The sequence below is a fragment of the Virgibacillus sp. DJP39 genome, from assembly GCF_049310925.1.
Classification (GTDB): Bacteria; Bacillota; Bacilli; order Bacillales; family Amphibacillaceae; genus Virgibacillus_F.
In genome coordinates, this window is sequence record NZ_JBMERP010000144.1 from 1 (window position 1) to 3915 (window position 3915).

The window sequence follows — 3915 nt, forward strand, 5'->3', positions numbered from 1 at the left end:
TATGGCGAAAGCCTTAGTTGCACTTATGCAGTAAGAAAGGATTTATACTTTCTTAACTGCTAAAAAATAACCACCCTATGAGCTTTGGTTAGTTAGTAGGGTGATTATTTTCACTTTTAACTAGTGAGCCGTCCCTTTGAAGGGCTATTACACTTAGGCTGAATGGCTATTTATGGTAAGCCGCTCTCCTTTTTCTTCCCGCACAAATACACACCAGCCTGAATTACATATACTATATGATTAGCTGTTACAGATTATTGGGGGTGATGTTTATGAGTATTGCAACTGGTAGTTATTTCATTTATAAGATACAGCCGGGTGATACACTTTACGGAATTGCAAACCGATTTTCCAGCACTCCACAAAATAGCAAATGATAATTATTTGTATCCACCCGTAACCAACCCGGATATGATTTTTCCAGGTCAGATGTTAGTTGTTCCTTCCGATTTAACAACTACTAACAATTCTTTATTTTACGTGGTGACACCTGGAGATGTCTTATACCATATCGCTATACGGTTTTCAACAAGTTTGGACTTGATTGCTGGAGTTAATCCGGATATAGATGATCCAAACATCATTTTTCCCGGGCAACAACTTCTCGTTCCTGCATTTGTTTACAATGTTGAGCCCGGGGATACACTTTACAAAATCGAACAACGGTTTGGAATTCCAAGGGCAACCATTATACGGGCCAACCTAGATCGCCCAAGATTTTCACCTGATGTCATCTGGCCGGGTTATTCTTTGATTATTCCTCTTCCAACCTCAGCTAATATTGCTGTGGTAATTCCATTACCGGGCACTGTAATCCAAAACGGACAACAGGTCGCAGGATGGGCACGGGCTTTTGAAGGAAATGTTCTTCATCAGGTTCGAGATGCAAATGGAGTAGTTATATCGAGGGAAAGGTCTGCAACTACAAACCAGGGTGCGCCAGCTTATGGCTGGTTTCAAAGCTCATTACCGTTTGACAGACCGCCTACTGCAAGAACCGGGGAAGTTTGGGTTTATACACGTAGTGCAAGGACTGGGGAAATACAGGATTCGGTACAAATTAAAGTCTATTTTGGTTCTTCTCAGTAAAACATATTTCAGTTAAAAACCCTATTCGTTTATGTTGCAGATAGGGTTTTTGAATTGCTACTAACAGTAATAGCGAAAATACATATAAAGCCTCTCTTTTAATTCAACTAATTAGTAACTTACATGTTGAGTAAACACCTAACTCGGTTTAAATACTGTTCATTGTGGAATAGATATAAATAGGTTTTTTGATTATAAGACATAGAACAGGAGGATCTCATATGACAAAAAGATATGACGGAAAAACAGTAATCGTTACAGGTGGAGCAAGCGGTATTGGGGAAGCGACTTCAATTGAATTTGCAAAAGAGGGTGCAAACGTAGTAATTTCGGATTTAACAGATACAGGTCAGGAATTATCTGATCAATTAAACAAAGATGGGTATGACACGACGTTTATAAAAGCGGACGTAACAAGTGAGGATGAGATTATCTCATTAATCGATGCTACAGTCGAAAAATACGGAAGTCTAGATGTCCTATTTGCAAATGCAGGTATTGGTGGAATGACTTTAGTACACGAAACGGATTATGAAAGCTGGAAGAAAATTATTGATGTAAATCTAAACGGTGTGTTCCTATGCAATAAATATGCCATCAACCAAATGTTAAAACAGGATAATGGTGGAGCAATTGTCAATAATGACTCGATACATGGAGTTGTCGGTAAGGAAAGAGTAGGGGCATATAGTGCTGCTAAAGGCGGAGTTAAACTATTAACACAAACTGAAAGTGCTGAATACTCAAGAAAAGGCATTCGAGTAAACAATGTAAATCCAGGTTATATTGATACGCCCTTATTAGCGGAATTACCACAAGACGCAAAGGATGCTCTAGCAGATCTTCATCCAATCGGGCGCTTGGGCAAACCTCAAGAAGTAGCAAAGGCTGTTCTATTCTTAGCAAGTGACGATGCTTCATTTATCACTGGTGCCAGCCTGTTAGTGGACGGTGGATATACAGCTGTATAAATAAATAATTTAAGACATAAGGCATAAGGAAATTTACCTTATGTCTTTATTTAACAGATCTATTACTATTATTGTTTTCTATACCAGTTAAGAGTTTCTCCCTAACAAAAGCAAATGCTATATTTGCTCCTCGCAGTACTGGTATCCCCATATTTTAAAAGCATCAGTATTAGCTAAAACCAAATCTCGAATTGTAGACAAAACAATCGTACAGTTATCCTTACGATGAGGCAGTACTAACAATTGTCACCTGCTATCCGTTTGATTTTATCGGCCCTGCGCCTGACAGATATATTTTGGTTGGTGAATTAGTAGATAAACAACGAGAGCAGACGATTGTTTAGTAAAAGGAGTGACCAGAATTGGCCCTCCTTTGTGTTATGCAGATTACTGGAAGATTCACTTTCCTTTATACCCAGCAATAAATACCCCGTCTTTGTAGATTATCATTTATGAAAAGAAGCTTATTCATCATTTACTTCTCCGTCCCCAATTTCATCCTCTTCTTCCACATCTTCAATCTGTTCACCTTCTTCAGGTCTTTCGTCATTTCCACAACCGACAAACGAGAATACAGAAAAAGTTAAGAAAAACATTAAAAATAATTTTTTCACTTTTAAAACCTCCTTTTTTTTTAGTTTTTCCAACCTTCTCGTTACTATGTAGGTTTCCAGTTAAATGCAAGCTTCTTTATCTACATACTATTACTTCCCGAGTAAACAATCCTTTTTTGGCAGTCCCTCTGTCAATAATCGTAAATCCCGCAGTTAAGAGCACCCCATCTATCGGTTCAACTGTTACTACGACTACCTTATTGGCAAACCTGCGTGCACTTTCCAGTATTTCAAGCTGCTCTTCCGTTGTTATGAAAGAGCATAAATTATAAGGTAAATCAATAATGGCTACATCATAGTGATCAGTAATATCCCGGATATCTGCTAAATTGACTTCCCCTGTAAGACCAAAGTGTACGATATTTTCTCGTGCTCCATTGATAATAAGATGATTTCGGTCGCTTCCCACTATATCAATACCCATCGATCTGGCTTCGACTAGTACTGTCCCAATCCCACAGCATGGGTCAATTGCCTTTATCCCACTTGTATTTGGAAGGGCGATATTCACAACCGCCCTCGCAACACGCGTGCTGAGTGCGGTTGAGTATTCATGGGGCTTCTTTTGATGTTGAAACCAAACAGCTTCACTTTTAGCATAGTCGCCAAATATCCACCTTCCATTTACATTCATTACGCCAAATAATTGATCTGGATTATGTAAATCAGCTTTACCATTAACATATAATCCAATTTCTTTCTCAATTTCACGCCGTTTCTTAAAGCCTTCTTTTTCAGTTTTTGAAACATCACTATTTTTCACATAAATAACTTTGAATGTTGTTTCCTCTAATCGGAAATTATTCACTTTCTTTGTAAGTTCCTGAAAGGTTTCTCCCTCATAAATCACACGAACTCTCTCTTTAATAAATGGGCTGCGAGAAGGATCAATTTCTTCACAGCTTTCCAAAACTTTAGAATTAGAATCTTTCCCAAAAAAAGAACGCATTTCCAGAGCACACAAAGAGCTTTCATCCTCAGGATAGGAGTATGTATATACATAGATCGACAACTTCTGTTTATTAAAATCCAATTTACTTTCATCCTTTAGTATTTCAATTAGGGTGGTGGTGAAACCAATTCTTCAACAACTTTGATTAAGTGTTAACCCAAACTCTTAATAAGCAATATTTCCTAAACTACTTTTTATAGGATCTAACTCTGCATAATTCTATAAAGCCCATTCGCTCATAATCCTATCCAACATACATAAATTCACTTAATGGCATTTGCAGTTAAAT

At 37.8% G+C, this 3915-nt stretch carries 4 protein-coding genes; 2 read left to right on the forward strand and 2 right to left on the reverse strand.

Annotated features, from left to right (window positions below; all coding sequences use genetic code 11):
* Positions 1 to 318: 318 nt before the first annotated feature.
* A complete protein-coding gene (locus ACOI1D_RS21165) occupies positions 319 to 1089 on the forward strand; it encodes a LysM peptidoglycan-binding domain-containing protein (protein ID WP_422504145.1) in 771 nt (256 codons plus the stop codon).
* A gap of 221 nt (positions 1090 to 1310) precedes the next feature.
* Positions 1311 to 2060: an SDR family NAD(P)-dependent oxidoreductase gene (locus tag ACOI1D_RS21170; protein ID WP_422504146.1), complete on the forward strand. Its 750-nt coding sequence runs from the start codon at positions 1311 to 1313 to the stop codon at positions 2058 to 2060.
* A gap of 464 nt (positions 2061 to 2524) precedes the next feature.
* Here ACOI1D_RS21170 and ACOI1D_RS21175 read toward each other — a convergent pair whose 3' ends face one another.
* Together ACOI1D_RS21175 and ACOI1D_RS21180 are read right to left on the reverse strand one after the other, a co-directional pair.
* Positions 2525 to 2674: a hypothetical protein gene (locus ACOI1D_RS21175; protein WP_422504147.1), complete on the reverse strand. Its 150-nt coding sequence runs from the start codon at positions 2672 to 2674 to the stop codon at positions 2525 to 2527.
* Positions 2675 to 2750: 76 nt separating this feature from the next.
* Positions 2751 to 3707, reverse strand: a complete 957-nt coding sequence (locus ACOI1D_RS21180) for a TRM11 family SAM-dependent methyltransferase (RefSeq protein ID WP_422504149.1) — start codon at positions 3705 to 3707, stop codon at positions 2751 to 2753.
* Positions 3708 to 3915: the final 208 nt, after the last annotated feature.

Coding starts and splice junctions, on each gene's coding strand:
- ACOI1D_RS21170 (WP_422504146.1), top strand. CDS start 1,311: ATGACAAAAAGATATGACGGAAAAACAGTAATCGTTACAGGTGGAGCA.